Annotated in this window: 9 protein-coding genes; 7 read left to right on the plus strand and 2 right to left on the minus strand. The window is 34.1% G+C overall.

The window, feature by feature from the left end; all coding sequences use genetic code 11:
* Window positions 1-42: 42 nt before the first annotated feature.
* Together ACXX80_RS08510 and ACXX80_RS08515 are read right to left on the minus strand one after the other, a co-directional pair.
* A complete protein-coding gene (locus tag ACXX80_RS08510) occupies window positions 43-783 on the minus strand; it encodes a tyrosine-protein phosphatase (protein WP_458552811.1) in 741 nt (246 codons plus the stop codon).
* Between the two features lie 110 nt (window positions 784-893).
* Complete coding sequence (locus tag ACXX80_RS08515; RefSeq protein ID WP_458552812.1) at window positions 894-1,532, minus strand: sugar-binding protein; 639 nt, start codon at window positions 1,530-1,532, stop codon at window positions 894-896.
* An 841-nt stretch (window positions 1,533-2,373) separates the two neighbouring features.
* On the opposite strand from ACXX80_RS08515, the gene ACXX80_RS08520 reads away from it, so the two are divergent.
* The 7 genes from ACXX80_RS08520 to ACXX80_RS08550 all read left to right on the plus strand — a co-directional run bounded on the left by ACXX80_RS08520 (window position 2,374) and on the right by ACXX80_RS08550 (window position 14,629).
* A complete protein-coding gene (locus ACXX80_RS08520; RefSeq protein ID WP_458552813.1) occupies window positions 2,374-5,703 on the plus strand; it encodes a SusC/RagA family TonB-linked outer membrane protein in 3,330 nt (1,109 codons plus the stop codon).
* An 11-nt stretch (window positions 5,704-5,714) separates the two neighbouring features.
* Complete coding sequence (locus ACXX80_RS08525; protein WP_458552814.1) at window positions 5,715-7,253, plus strand: RagB/SusD family nutrient uptake outer membrane protein; 1,539 nt, start codon at window positions 5,715-5,717, stop codon at window positions 7,251-7,253.
* A gap of 30 nt (window positions 7,254-7,283) precedes the next feature.
* Window positions 7,284-7,940 (plus strand): fasciclin domain-containing protein, encoded by a 657-nt coding sequence (locus ACXX80_RS08530; protein WP_458552815.1) that lies wholly within the window; start codon window positions 7,284-7,286, stop codon window positions 7,938-7,940.
* Window positions 7,941-8,054: 114 nt separating this feature from the next.
* Window positions 8,055-9,152 (plus strand): hypothetical protein, encoded by a 1,098-nt coding sequence (locus ACXX80_RS08535; protein ID WP_458552816.1) that lies wholly within the window; start codon window positions 8,055-8,057, stop codon window positions 9,150-9,152.
* Between the two features lie 696 nt (window positions 9,153-9,848).
* Window positions 9,849-11,150, plus strand: coding sequence for a DUF3472 domain-containing protein (locus ACXX80_RS08540; protein WP_458552817.1), 1,302 nt, complete (start codon window positions 9,849-9,851; stop codon window positions 11,148-11,150).
* Between the two features lie 99 nt (window positions 11,151-11,249).
* A complete protein-coding gene (locus tag ACXX80_RS08545; RefSeq protein WP_417951956.1) occupies window positions 11,250-12,629 on the plus strand; it encodes a Gfo/Idh/MocA family protein in 1,380 nt (459 codons plus the stop codon).
* A gap of 362 nt (window positions 12,630-12,991) precedes the next feature.
* On the plus strand, window positions 12,992-14,629 hold the full coding sequence (locus ACXX80_RS08550) for a beta-N-acetylhexosaminidase (protein WP_458552818.1): 1,638 nt from the start codon (window positions 12,992-12,994) through the stop codon (window positions 14,627-14,629).
* Window positions 14,630-14,710: the final 81 nt, after the last annotated feature.

Here is a 14,710-nt window from a genome sequence, read left to right on the forward strand (position 1 = left end):
GTAATATTACTTTGGGCCCTTTTTTTATTTATAAAACAACGATTATCCCAATTTGAAAAATTGATTATTGGCTATTACTTCTTTAAGTGGAGTACTGTCTTTCAGATTTATTTTTTGTTTGAAGGCAGCAACATGATTATCATGGTGTACATCAGAACCTACGTAGGTATACATTCCTTTTTGTAATAATTGATCTGCAATTTTAGTGATTGCAGCGCCATAATATCCAACTACCGATAATAAATTCAGCTGGAATAAACAGCCAGCTCTTTTTAGTTTAAGGTATTCGTTAAAATTATTATGATAAAATAAGTACCGTTCCGGATGTGCCAATACGGGAATATATCCAGCGACCTGTAAATCAAATAGTATAGAGTACAACTGAATTGGCGGGTTTATATACGACATTTCTACCAGAACGTAGTTGTCTTTTAAAGTCAATAAATTATGAGATTGGAACAGTTGGACAAACTGATCGTCCATAAGATATTCAGCAGCCGCATTAAAAGGAACTGTAATGTTGTTCTTTTCTAGTTCTAAAACTGTTGTGGCTTTTTTTTCCAGAATTTGTTCATGTGTGTTGTCCCAAACATGTTGAATAATGTGCGGGGTCGTAATAACCTCCGAAATCCCTATTTCCTGAAGCGCTTGAGTTAGTCTTAGCGTATCTCCAAAATTTTTTGCACCATCATCTATACCTGGTAACAAATGAGAGTGGATATCAATATGATTATCTGGAATTAAATCTTTAAGTATGGGTTTTGATTTGAAGAATGTTAACATACTGCAAAGTTAATGAAAAGTGTTCGGTTTTGAGTGTTTAGAAAATAGTTCTTTTACTTATTGATGCTGTAGATATTGATGATTCTGTGTTTTCGATAGGTAGTATTATTCTATTCTTTTAAGATAAAGACACCGAAGGAAGAAGCAATATGAAAATTTGGAGTTTCTGTATTTGGGTTTATCCAAGTAATCCAGTTAGGTTCAAAACATTCATTTTGGGTCTTTATATACTTAGCTCGAAAAACACCGGTTTCAAGCCTGTTGTTTTTTACTAGATTAAAACTTTTCAAAGATTCAATACTAATTGATCCTTCTACAATAAAAGAATTCGCTTTTGCAGATGATTTAACTACTAAATCATTCTTGGGCCAGTTCCAATTGAAATCAAAATTCTTATTGGGATACGCTATAAAATCCATTATTCGACCAGAAGTGTCTATCTCTAAACAATAATAGGGATTCAGTGCATCATCACTTCTGAAAAAGAGTTCAACTCTATCGGAGTTTCCAATACTCTCAAAACTGTCATCCTTTTTTTCTATGTGGATTTCGGTATCTAAAACAGTAAAATTAAAAAATAAATTTTCTCGATCCCAAAGTGCTTTAAATGTAATTTCCGTTCCTTTTTTGTTATTCCATGGGGAACAAAAATCAGTTAAAATCTGGGCATTATCCCATGCTGTATCATCTCCATTTCCAGAGATAGTCAGTTGTTTGTTTTCGATTAAATGTACTTCATATTCTTTCATTTCTGGAATTATTTTATGGGTTATTTAGTGTTTCTGTAAAACTGTGTTTGAACAATTTTTTTCGAAATATAGTTAAAAGAAATTTCAATGAATCTCTTTGTCAATTTTTTTCTTTTCTCCTAACCTAATTTGAAGGCTTAAATGCATCTGTTTTGTGTTTAATTCAAGACCAAATAACGTAAAATTAAAATTAAATGTTAATTCTATATCATAGAACTACTGTTGAATTTTTAAATTTTGGATTTAAAAATTCCGAATTTCTTATTATTTAATCAGCATGTCCTGTTTTACTTAAAAAAAGAGATAAAATTGAGACGTACTCTATTATTAAAAAATTAGAATTTTATTATTAAAAAAACGTTTTATGCAATTTTTATGTGCTCGAGAACATAAATATTATGTGTTCGAGCACATTTTTTGTGTTTTTCCTTGTTTAATAAAAATATAATCTATAGTTTCGTCATGTTTAAGATTTGAAATGATGGATTCTAAGCTTAAAAAGTATTGCTTTTTACTGTTTTATCTATTAAAATTCTTATAAAATAATTTATTATTTTATGAATACAAATAGTCCTAAAAAATAAAGAATAGTACAAAAGTGTTTGACTTTTTTTTGAAAAAAAAATATTTGTTGCCCATACTCAAAAACCAACCAAGAATTGAATTTTAATTTAATTGGATTTTGGAAAATGGAAATAAAAAAGCAAGTGAAAAGTAAAGGGTAAAAGACTTCTAAATTTATGTCTTTTGAAAATGATCAGCAGTAGTATTGATTTACAATAAGCATAAAATATAAAACACTAGATAACAACTTTTATTAACCATTAACCAAACTAAATTTATGAAAAGAGAATTACACTCGAAAGAATTTGAGAAATTTACAAGGCAAAAGAAGATAATTCCCAGGACAACAAAAAAAGCGGCATTTTTATGTACTATATTTTTTTGCATCACTGCCTTCGCAAACAATGAAGATTTTTCTCTTAACCACGGAAAAATCAACAGTAAAGATTGTTTTGAAAGAATAAAAGTATTACAAGACATCACCATTACTGGTAAAGTAATTGGAGAATTAGGCGAGAGCTTGCCTGGAGCTTCGGTTAAAATTAAAGGAACAAATAGGGGAGTGAATACGAATGTTGATGGAAGTTTTTCCATCGTAGCTAAAAATACGGATGTTTTGGTGGTTTCATTTATTGGATATTCCAACGAAGAAATAACTGTAGGTAATCAAAAAGAAATCAAAATTAGACTTAAACCAGAGCAAAACGAATTAAATGGCATTGTCGTTATTGGATACCAAAAGGCGCATAAAAAAAATGTGAATGCTGCAGTTACCACTATAAGTAGTAAACAATTAGAATCCATACCTGTATTGAGTGTATCTGCTTTGATAGCTAGTTTATCTACAGGAGTTCAGACTCCGAGTCAAAGTGGAGCTCCCGGAGGAAGAGGTTCTGTTGTTATTCGTGGTAACACGAATATGTCTGGAAGTGTTGATGGTACAGGGTATAGTAATCCGTTATATGTAATTGATGGAGTGCAAACTTCTTTGGAAGATTTAGCTGGATATAACACCTCTAATACAGACTTTTTGGCATCATTAAATCCAAATGATATTGAAAGTATCGATTTATTGAAGGATGCCTCGGCTGCTGCAATTTATGGATCACGTGGTGCTAATGGGGTAATTATTATTACAACTAAAAAAGGTACTGCTTTAGATAAGCCAGAATTCAATTTTTCGATAAATACAGGTATTTCTCCAATTCCTAAACTGGTTCCTATGTTGTTAGGCTCAGCAGAAAGAAACGCAAAAATGGGTATGATTGACAAATGGTGGAAAAAACAATATGCACAAGGTATAGAGGTGCCAATGGTATTGTCTGATAGTTTGAATCCTGCATTCAATAACAATGTGGATTATCAAGGGATGTTTTATAGAACTGGACTTACTCAAAAATACAATTTAAATGTGAGGGGTGGATCTGAAACTTCTAATTATAGAGTTTCATTAGGGTATGATAATGCAGAAGGAGTGGTGCAAAATTCTGGATTTAAGCGCTATACTTTGGCTACGAATTTAAATTCAAAGGTTGGAAAAAGTTTTGAAAACCAACTTCGAATAAATTTGACTTTTACAGACAACCGAACTGGGCAAGGGAATCCTGCTGGGGGAAATTTTAATTTTAACTCCACTTTACCAACGGATCCGGCTAACTTAAATTCCTCTTTATTTTATATTTCGGATGCAAAAAAGGAGGCAATAAGAGGAGAATTGAACGAGAAATTGAATACTGATGAAGCTATACTAACTACGATTTCGAACTTTTCTAGGTTTAATCTTTATGATGGACTTACTTTTAACACCCAATTTAATTTTGTGTACAGTACTGAAAAGAAAAATTTTTACGAACCTTCAATACTTCGTGAAGAAGGGGATGGTTTAGCCAGCTATGCTTTATATAGCCGTAAAAATTTATCGTCGGATGTTTATTTAAGTTATTACAAAACAGTTAATAACCATGCTTTTACTGGTATTTTAGGTACTAAAACAGATTATAATAAATACGAAGACATGGGGATTTCCGCCCAAGGTTTTGGTAGTGATGCAATCCAAGTAATCAATGATCGATATACCCAAGAACAAATATATGGGTATACAAGTATCGAATCTAATGCATTACTTTCATATTTCGGACGTTTCGGATACCGATTCAAAGAGCGTTATATGATTGATGGTAGTTATAGTATCGACGGATCTTCTCGTTTTGGTAAAGATGTACGTTGGGCAAAATTCCCATCTGTATCTGTGGGCTGGATATTTTCTGAAGAGCCCTTCATCAAACGTAATATTTCAAATATTGTAAGTTATGGTAAGCTAAGAGCCAGTTATGGTATAAATGGGAAACAATTTGACGCTAATTTTTTAAGATACGGGTCTTACAATCTAGGATATGGTGGAAATCCATTATGGTCAAACACAATGAATGTTTCTACTTATGGCGGAGTGACAGGTGTAAAGCCTAATTATGATGCCATTGGAAACTCTAAACTATCTTGGGAAAATTCAAAACAATGGGATTTAGGAGTGGATTTGGATTTGTTCAACAATAGAGTAAACGTGACCTTTGATGCTTATAACAAAAAAACGGATAAGTTATTTTTTGATATCCTTTTCCCAGCCTATTCGGGTTACAATAGTGCTAAAGCAAACGTTGCTGGGGTGATGAATTACGGATGGGAAACCATGATTAAATGGCAAGTTTTCCCAAGAATAAATGATTGGAATCTGGAGTTAACTGCTGGTTTTAGCCAAAACAAAAATTTTGTTACCAAACTTCCTAACGGAAACAAAGATTACTACGGAGTTGATGCAAACTATAGAGAGTATGGTTATGTTGTAGGCCAACCACTTAACCTTCCAGTATTATTCAGGAATGACTATATATTGGATAACATGAGCCAATTGCCGGTAAATCCTTATACAGGAGAACCACTTCAAGGTAAAGAGTCTTGGGCAGCTATAGCTCCAGGTTTCCCTATCTGGAAAGATTATAATGGTGATTACATTTTAAATGATGAGATAGGGGTAAAGGACAATATATTGGATACTAAATTTAAACCTACGCCTGATTTTATAGGTTCGTTTAATGTGAACTTAAAATACAAAGGATGGTATTTGCAGGCCTATAGTCAATTCTCGTTTGGATCAGATATTTTGAACTCTGTTCTAAATAGTTATATGGATCGATACGATAGAGGAGGAACATCTTGGGCTGAACATGGACTAGCTGATTTAAGCAACCTAGGTTTCTGGCAACAACCGGGCGATGGTGCTGCGGGAGTACGATTCCCAGCAATGTACCCATCTACAACAGGATTGCCTTCTTATTATAGATTTAGAGCAGGTCAATCTTTGTGGATAGAAAGCGGTGATTTTTGGAAAATTTCCAATGCTTCCTTAGGATACACTTTTGATAAAGGGCCAATTTTAGACAAATTAAATTTATCTCGTGTTCGTATTTACGGCTCGGTATTAAATCCGTACCAATGGCAACGTTCTAAAACGGTTACAGATGCTTCTCAGGTAGATGAACACGGATATACCTATGGCAATGGGTATCCACAAGCAAAAACGATTTCTTTTGGATTGGATGTTAAATTTTAAATGAATTGAAAATGAAAAAAAATATAAAAATTAAAATTGGAGCTATGGTTTTGGGTTTGTTCAGCATGATAGGCTGTACAGACATATTAGACCAAGAACCTTTAAGTATTGCAACTCCGGATAATTTTTGGGTTTCTCAACCTAATGCTGAGTCGGCTGTGGCCGGTTGTTACGGATTGTTAAAAAATACGCTAACGGATAATGCCGCCTTTCTTTATTGGGGAGAGTTCCCCGGAATGACCTTTATGAATAGTAAAAATTGGATTACGAATTATATTGAAGACAGTGGGAACTATGTATTAGCCTATAGAGACAATACCCGGAACTGGAAAGGTTTTTACAGATCTGCTAACTGGGCGCTTGCTATTGAAAAACATGTAAGCGAAATGCCAGATAGTAAATTTAAATCGGTTGCTGAGAAAAACAGACTTATAGGTGAGGCAGCATTCATCAGATCGTTGTCTTATTTCTATATGGCGCGTATTTGGGGTGATGTGCCTATTGTTGATGAAGTTATTGAGTCTTCAGATCAGTTAGTAGGTGGTGACGGTTATATCTTTACAAAACCTAGAGTAGAGGAGAAGAAAGTTTTGGATTATTCTCTGGCAGCGGCTAATAAAGCCATCAGTTTATTGCAATATTCATCACCTGGAGATCCTAAATGGGCCATTACTGCCAATAAGGCGAGCGCAGAGGCCTTGAAAGCACATATCACCTTATGGTACGCTAGTAGGGATAATGACAATCCACAAATGGTTGCTCAAGCTGTTGCAGCTGCCACTTCGGTAATCAACAACAGTAATGCATCGCTTATTGATTATGTAAATGAAGGGAAAGATGGATTTAATAAAATGTGTATAGGACAATCAAAAACAGGTCTTTTTGAAATCAATATTAGTTCTGAGATGAATGAGTCTTTCAGAGTTTCCGATGACGATAACACGCATACCGGATTAACATTGAATTATCCTGTTTTTAAAACAGCTAGCGGATCGTCTCCTTACATTGATCCTGCATTTTACGGATCTCAAATGATGGATTCTGACAGTGATAGAGACAATGACGTACGTAAAGACTATTTTTTCTCTGATTATAACAGATCAGATAAATCCTATCTTACGAAATATTCGCAACGTTCAAAAGATCCAAGTGCGAGTGATGCTTATGCCAATTTTTCGGAATCCAATATTTTGATTTTTAGATTGGCAGATATTTATCTTCTTAGAGCAGAAGCAAATATGAAATTGAATAATCCTTCTGCAGCAGTTGCGGATATCAATATGATCAGAAGCAAAGCCAATGTTTCCGATTATACAGGAGCAACAGATCGAACGTCACTTACCAAAACTATTTTTGACGAGCGTGCTATTGAATTGGTGGGAGAAGCGCAATCAGGATTTGATAGGATTCGGATGAATTATTTTAAAGGAGTGAACTGGACGAATCCTGCCAGAAATGCAAAGCAAGGCTATTTTTGGCCCGTTGATCCCTCAATTATCTCAATTAATGCTGCAATTATCCAGACAGATTACTGGAAAGGAAAATTGTAAATTATTTAATAACCTAATAAGGATTAAAACATGAAAAATCTATTAATACTAATCATACTATTTGGCTTGTATTCATGCTCTAACGACGATTATCTCGTTGATGGGGGTATAGCCAATCAAAATGTAAATATGAGTACCTATGACTTTTTAAAGTCGAACAAACAGTTAGACACTTTAGCACTTTTGATTAAAAGAGCGGGTATGATTGACGTGGTGAATGCCAAATCAACTACTCTCTTTGCTCCGAATAACGCATCTATCAAAAAATATGTCAATATAATTTGGGACGAAAAGCTAAAATTAGACCCTACGGCAACCTTTACGATAAATGATATTCCCGAAGCGGATTTAAAAGTGATGTTGGGAAATTATATTTTCGACCAAACTCTGGATCGTAGTAAATTGGTAAAAGCAGGAAAAGTATATATTACCCATAATGGAGAGGAAAGATTACTTTCACTGGAACCTGTTGAGCAATATAAAGATCAACTGGATAATTTCCCGGAATACGTGTACTACACTTTCAAAGTGGGTGACAATTGGGATCCTACTGATGCGATTTCTGATGACGTGAATGAGGCTGACAGGAAAACAGTGGTTAGAACCTCTAATTTACTTTCTACCAATGGGGTCATTCATGTGCTCCAAGGCGACCATATTTTTTCAAATTATATACCAATACAATAAATTGAAATTGTAAGCTAATCTAATAACCAAAAAGAAATAAGAAATAGACCGGATTGAAGTTATTTACTCATGGTTTATTTCATAAAATCTTTAAAAAATATAAAAATATTAAATATGAAAAAGACAATCTATTTTTTAATGATTGCTGCATTTGTATCATCATGTGAACAGCCCGAAGTAGGCTACATCAGTGATAGTATACATTCGTTGCAAGATACCATAACCGTTCCGCGTGGCGTGTTTATGTCTATAATGCCTCCGGCTATCGAAGGATCAACATATCCGATGGAATGGAAGATCACTGGTATTACTGATAAAGATGGGAAACCAACCACTGAATTACAAGACGAACAAGAGATTTTAACTTGGAAACAGTCTTTTGATCCTACTACGGATACTTCGCTTGAATTGGCTATGAAAAAATTGGAATTGACAAAACAACCACCACTTCTAATGAATCCGGTGAGTGGGCAATTTGTATTTACTCAAGCTACAGTAAAGGTTGTAAATAGTGATTTTGATATTAGCGTGAGCGCTAAAAATGTTCGGGGAGAACGCCAATTAAATAAATTTGCACACATAAAAATGGGACCGTTTAAAGCGGTTGAATTCCCTAATACGACTCGTTGTATGACACAATTTGTAAATCAAACTACTGGAGCTACTACTATTGCCCTAGATTATAGAATTGAAAATAATTTTGATCTAAAAATTCCAAATATTATGAATGGTACGGACAAATATCTTTCTATTAAGAAGATAAGCAATGAACCAAAATTAGGGATAAAAGTAAAAATGATTGTTGCGGATAGTAAAGGCACTACAATAGCTCCTTCCAAAGTTGTCTTTTTTGTCAACGGCGGTAATGTTTTAGCTAATTTTCATGACAATACGATCACACCTGAAGTAAGCGCAGACGGAACCACATTTGGGCTTCCTGCTCCACCGTTTCCACAATATTCCAGAACGTATAGAAATCCAGATGATTTGAATAGATTTCTAATGTATTATTTAACTACAAATGATTCCTATACTTTTGATAGAGCAGCTTACGAAGCGGAAAAGGGAGTGAAACCAGATTCATTTTATGCGCCTTTTAAAGATGTTAATGGGAATATCGTTGTACGAGGTTATATCAGATGGGCTGTCAAAATCAATGATTCGGGTACTTATGAACTTACAATGAGAAATCCCTATACAATTAAGAAATAGTGAAACTCCTAATGAAATAATATTTTTTTTTGATTAGTTGAAAAGGTATCATCGTCTTCATTTATGATGGTACCTTTTTTTATATGTTGTTGAGCAAATTCAAGTAACATGTTTCGTTATGACTTAAAATTAGATAAAGAACTGACCAGCTTTGCTCTTTAGAAATAGAATAACTGTGTAGCTGTTACTCCCAACTGTATGAAGAGTTCTGACACATTTGTTATCTCATAACTCAATTGAACAGCTTTTTCTTTAAAAGGTTTGTAATAAATTGCGAACTTGTTTTATAGGTTGGAATTAAGATGATTTTAACTTTCTGTGATTGCTAAGTTAGCATGTAAAGCGCACATTCTGGCTTTAGAAAACATAAAACACAATAATATTATATTATAAAATTAGAATTTTAATTTTTGAAAAGTACAGTAATCTTCTAAATGTATTCTATAATATAAAAAAAATGTGTTCGAGCACATTTTTTATCTTTTTCCTTGTTTTATCAAAATGAATTATATAGTTTCGTAGTATATAATGATATTAAAAATAATTATAAAGGAGCATCAGATAATTTTAAGTGTTTCTTTATTATATTTTGGAGTCTTGAAAATAGGTGATTCAGGGCAAAGAAATAGGTGCTAAACAGCAAAAAAAAAAGAAACTATAGCTATTAAAAAATTAGCAAATCAATATTTTAATAATATGAAATTCCTAAAACACATTCTTTATTTCTTTATATTTATTCATGGGTCATGTTTATTTTCCCAAGGTTTTTCAAATGTATTTTCTTTGCCTCTTGGCGGAAATGCTTTTAGTTCAACTCTCTTTGCAGAAGTTGAAACCATTACAAAAGATGGAATCGAGTATTGGAGCAATTCTGAAGAATATTTTATTGCTTATTTTCGAATTTCTGAACCAGGAGTATTCCAATTATCAATAGATAAGGAGTCATTGGTAGTTCTTGGGAAATCAACTTTAGAATTCACCATTAACAATGAATCCAAGAGAGTTGAATTCAACGACACCAAAAAAGATTCTTACCAAATAGGACGTTGGGAAATTACAGAACCGGGTTATGTTGCTTTAAAAATAAAAGGAATCAGCAAGAATAAAAGTAATTTTCCTTCTATTTCAAGTGTAACAATTAACAGTTCGATAGCTAAAGATAAAATTGCATTTGTTCAAAATGACGAAGGTAGTTTTTATCATTGGGGAAGAAGAGGACCTTCCGTACACTTAAATTATCAAGTGCCAACAGATGCAACTATTGAATGGTATTACAACGAAGTTACTGTGCCAACAGGTCAAGATATTATAGGGTCTTATTATATGGCAAATGGATTTGCAGAAGGCTATTTTGGTATTCAAGTTAATTCTGATACAGAGCGTAGAGTATTATTCTCTGTTTGGAGCCCATTTGTAACGGATGATCCAGCAACTATTCCAGATTCTAAAAAAATTAAACTTCTTAAAAAAGGAGCAGGAGTAACAACAGGAGAATTTGGCAATGAGGGTTCCGGTGGACAAAGTTATTTGAAGTACAATTGGATCGCTGGAAACACGTATAAATTTTTACTCCGTGGAATTCCTCAAAACGATAATTCAACGACCTATACCGCTTACTTTTTTGCACCCGAATTAAACCAATGGCAATTAATAGCCAGCTTTAATCGTCCGGAAACTAGTACTTATTTAAAACGATTTCATTCGTTCTTAGAAAATTTTTCTCCGGAACAAGGAAATAAATCTCGCGAAGTATTATTCAGTAATCAATGGTATTGTGACGCTAACGGAAATTGGACAGAGATAAACTCCGCAAAATTCACAACAGACAACACTGGCACTATAGGATACCGTATGGATTATTCCGGTGGCCTGCTAAATAACGAATCATTCTATTTGAAGAACGGAGGCTTTTTTAATAATTTTACCAAAGCACAAAGCGTTTTTACAAGACCATTACATCAGAAAAGACCTGATATTGATTTTAACGCATTACCGTAAAGAGTACTAACGGTTTAAACTAAAAATAATAATTGAGTATTGCAGAATGGATAATCTACAGCTTGATTATCTTCCTTTTTTTAATAAATAAATAAAATTATGAAAACTAGTATTTTTAAAGTGCTACTTATTTCCTTTCTTTTTTTAGGATGGGCAAATGTATCGGCTCAAATGATTAAAACCCCAGCTCCAAAACGTGCTAAAGGGCAAACGGATGTTTTGCGTCTTGCTACAGCTCCCATTCCTACGGTTCGTATCGCCTTCATCGGTTTAGGAATGCGTGGTCCGGGTGCGGTAGAACGTATGACCCATATTCCGGGTGTTGAGATTATAGCATTGTGCGATATGCTAGAAACCAACACCAAATCGGCAAATGAAATTCTTACTAAAGCGGGACTTCCTAAAGCGAAAGAATTTTTTGGAGATGAAAATGCTTGGAGAAAAGTAACAGCACTTCCTAATGTAGATCTTGTATATGTAGCAACCGATTGGAAAAACCATGCAAAAATTGGCGTTCAAGCCATGAAAGATGGCAAAAACGTAGCCATTGAAGTTCCAGGAGCCATGACAATGGAGGAAATTTGGGATTTGATTAATACTTCCGAAAAAACGCGTAAGCATTGCATGCAGCTTGAAAATTGTGTGTATGACTTCTTCGAATTGACGACATTAAATATGGCTCAACAAGGATTGTTTGGAGAAATTATGCATGCCGAAGGGGCTTATATCCACGGACTTCAGCCTTTCTGGGGCGAGTACTGGAATAACTGGCGTATGGATTACAATAGAAAACACCGTGGTGATATTTATGCAACCCATGGAATGGGACCAGCGTGTCAAGCATTGAATATTCATCGTGGTGACAAAATGAATTTTTTGGTTTCTATGGATACTAAAGCCGTTGGTAATCCTGCTTACATTAAAGAAAAATCAGGAATAGAAGTTACTGACTTTAGAAATGGCGACCACACGATGACTATGATTCGTACCGAAAAAGGAAAAACAATCCAAATTCAGCATGATGTGACTTCACCGCGTCCGTACAGCCGTATGTATCAACTTAGCGGAACAAAAGGTTTTGCCAATAAATATCCTTTAGAAGGTTATGCTTTGGATTCTAAATCTGTAGGTTCAGATATTACACCAAATCATGAAAAATTGAATGCTCACAGTTTTGTTCCTGCTGATGTGAAAAAAGCTTTAATGGAAAAATACAAACACCCAATTGTAGCTGGAATAGAGGAAAAAGCCAAAAAAGTTGGCGGTCATGGCGGGATGGACTTTATAATGGATTACCGTTTGATTTATTGTTTACAAAACGGACTTCCATTGGATATGGATGTGTATGATTTGGCGGAATGGTCCTGTCTTGCTCCTCTAACCGAAATTTCTTTGGATAACAATTCTGCACCAGTTGAAATTCCTGATTTCACTCGTGGAGGTTGGCAAAAATTAAAAGGATTAGAGTTCTCTAAATAAGAAATAAATACCGATTAGTTAAAAAAAAAGAGAGTAGTACATTAAGTTTTACTCTCTTTTGTACGTTAAATAAATACTTTTATATCTGTCTTAAGTTTCAATTTTAGCTATTAATAACTTTAAAAAAGATAGTGCTGTAGTTTAAGATAAATTACCCTCTTAAAACTAAAATTATACAAATCTATAGCATTGTATAATTGTATAAAGGTAAGGAAGGGTTGAAATAAAAAATATTCATCTAGTTTTTTGCTAATTTGCTAACAATAAACTAATTTAGAAATTGGTCCTTAAACATAAGCAGGTAAGGGTTTTGTGAAATTTGAAAGAATAAAAATAATTAATATTAATTGAAAAACGTAAATATGATAAAGTCATTTTTCTTTTCGCTTCTTTTATGTAGCACATTCTCATTTGCTCAAGAAGTAAAAATCATTCCTCAGCCAGCTGAAGTAATTACTAACACGGGCAGTTTTGTTATTGGCCCTAAAACAAGCTTGGTGGTTGCTAGCAAAGGAGATAAAGCTACGGCAGCGTTCTTCAATACATATTTATTAGAGTATTATGGATTTGAATTAGCAGTAGTTCAAAAAGCTTCTAAGAATAGTATTGTTTTGAAAAGTATTCAAAATATTGATGGGCTTAAAGGGGAAGGTTATAGTTTAAAATCAGATAAGGACGGCGTATTGATTGAAGGGAATTCAAATCAAGGAACTTTTTATGGCATGCAAACACTAATTCAACTGCTTCCTACAGAGAAAAGCAATAGTCTAAAGATTGCTTCGGTGCAGGTAAAAGATGAACCACGTTTTGGCTATAGAGGTTCGATGTTGGATGTAAGCCGTCATTTTTTCCCGGTTTCATTCGTTAAAAAGTATATTGATTACCTAGCCTTACATAAAATGAATTATTTCCATTGGCACCTGACCGAAGATCAAGGTTGGAGAATCGAAATAAAAAAATATCCCAGACTTACTGAAGTAGGCTCTAAAAGAAATGGATCTATCATAGGAAGGTATCCGGGTAAAGGAAGTGATAATACACCCGAAGAAGGTTTTTATACCCAAGAGGAAGTAAAAGATATTGTGAAGTATGCTTCTGACCGATTTGTTACGGTAATTCCAGAAATTGAAATGCCGGGACATAGTAGTGCCGCTATTGCCGCTTATCCGATGTTGAGTTGTTTTCCAAATGAAAAAACAGTTATACCAGATGCTATGATTTCTGAAAAAAGTAAGCAGGAATTAGCAAATGGCAGGGTAAAATTGGTTCAAGAAACTTGGGGTGTTTTTACCGATGTGTATGCTCCAACGGAATATACTTTCAACTTTCTTGAAGATGTTCTTGATGAGGTAATGGCGTTGTTTCCTTCAAAATATATCCATGTTGGTGGGGATGAATCTCCTAAAGATGCCTGGAAAAGAAGCGAATTTTGTCAGCAGCTGATAAAAGAAAAAGGCTTGAAGGATGAGCACGAACTTCAAAGCTATTTTATCCAACGCATGGAAAAATACATTAATAAAAACGGAAGAACCTTAATAGGTTGGGACGAAATATTAGAAGGAGGTCTGGCTCCAAATGCAATTGTTATGAGCTGGAGAGGTGAAGCTGGCGGAATAGCTGCAGCCAAAGAAAACCATCAAGTGATTATGACTCCGGGAAGCCACGTTTATCTGGATCATTCCCAAACAAAAAACGAAAAAGAAGTTACTATTGGAGGTTTTACCTCATTGGAAAAAATATACAGTTATGAGCCTATTCCTAAAGAATTGAATGCGCAACAAGCTAAATATGTAATGGGTGCCCAAGGAAATGTGTGGACAGAATATATGGAAAATCCTGCCAAAGTGGAATATATGATATTCCCACGTTTGAGTGCTCTTAGCGAAGTATTATGGTCTCCAAAGGAAAATAAAAATTGGCCTTCTTTTCAAACTAAAATTGAGACCATGAAAAAAAGATATGATATGTGGGGCGCTAATTATTTTAAAGAAAAAGAGTAATATTTAATCCTTTGGGTGTGATTATTCATAATGTGAGTTCTGACACTTCGTGATTTTGTATAATAAAACGGAACAAAACTT

The sequence above is a fragment of the Flavobacterium sp. GNP002 genome, from assembly GCF_054343795.1.

Coding starts and splice junctions, on each gene's coding strand:
- ACXX80_RS08510 (WP_458552811.1), bottom strand. CDS start 783: ATGTTAACATTCTTCAAATCAAAACCCATACTTAAAGATTTAATTCCA.
- ACXX80_RS08540 (WP_458552817.1), top strand. CDS start 9,849: ATGAAATTCCTAAAACACATTCTTTATTTCTTTATATTTATTCATGGG.
- ACXX80_RS08535 (WP_458552816.1), top strand. CDS start 8,055: ATGAAAAAGACAATCTATTTTTTAATGATTGCTGCATTTGTATCATCA.
- ACXX80_RS08515 (WP_458552812.1), bottom strand. CDS start 1,532: ATGAAAGAATATGAAGTACATTTAATCGAAAACAAACAACTGACTATC.
- ACXX80_RS08520 (WP_458552813.1), top strand. CDS start 2,374: ATGAAAAGAGAATTACACTCGAAAGAATTTGAGAAATTTACAAGGCAA.
- ACXX80_RS08525 (WP_458552814.1), top strand. CDS start 5,715: ATGAAAAAAAATATAAAAATTAAAATTGGAGCTATGGTTTTGGGTTTG.
- ACXX80_RS08545 (WP_417951956.1), top strand. CDS start 11,250: ATGAAAACTAGTATTTTTAAAGTGCTACTTATTTCCTTTCTTTTTTTA.
- ACXX80_RS08530 (WP_458552815.1), top strand. CDS start 7,284: ATGAAAAATCTATTAATACTAATCATACTATTTGGCTTGTATTCATGC.
- ACXX80_RS08550 (WP_458552818.1), top strand. CDS start 12,992: ATGATAAAGTCATTTTTCTTTTCGCTTCTTTTATGTAGCACATTCTCA.